The organism is Rugamonas apoptosis (assembly GCF_014042355.1).
Lineage (GTDB): Bacteria > Pseudomonadota > Gammaproteobacteria > Burkholderiales > Burkholderiaceae_D > Rugamonas > Rugamonas apoptosis.
In genome coordinates this window covers 1-255 of the sequence record NZ_JACEZU010000078.1, presented here as the reverse complement: position 1 = coordinate 255, position 255 = coordinate 1, and the positions used below count along the sequence as shown (strand labels likewise).

Sequence of the window (255 nt, the reverse complement as noted above, 5' to 3'; positions counted from 1 at the left end):
CGTCGGTGGCGCGCACGATGACGTTGTTGCCGCCTTCGACGGCGTTGAAGCTGCTATTCCAGGTGGTTCCGCCGTCGGTGCTGTAGCTGAGGGTGGCGCCGGTTTCGGCGCCGCTGATGGCCAGTGTCCCGACGTTGGTGATGCCGTCGCTGCCGCTGGCGCCGCTGTCGTGGGCCAGGGCAACCACGGGTGCCGCGGTCGCGGTGTCGAGGGTGAAGGTGAAGGCCGCGGCATTGTGGGTGTTGCCGGCCACGT

Annotated in this window: 1 protein-coding gene; it reads right to left on the bottom strand. The window is 69.0% G+C overall.

Annotated elements, in window-relative coordinates:
* Window positions 1–255: hypothetical protein (locus H3H39_RS27505; RefSeq protein ID WP_182157709.1), on the bottom strand; the 255-nt coding region annotated here is incomplete at both ends.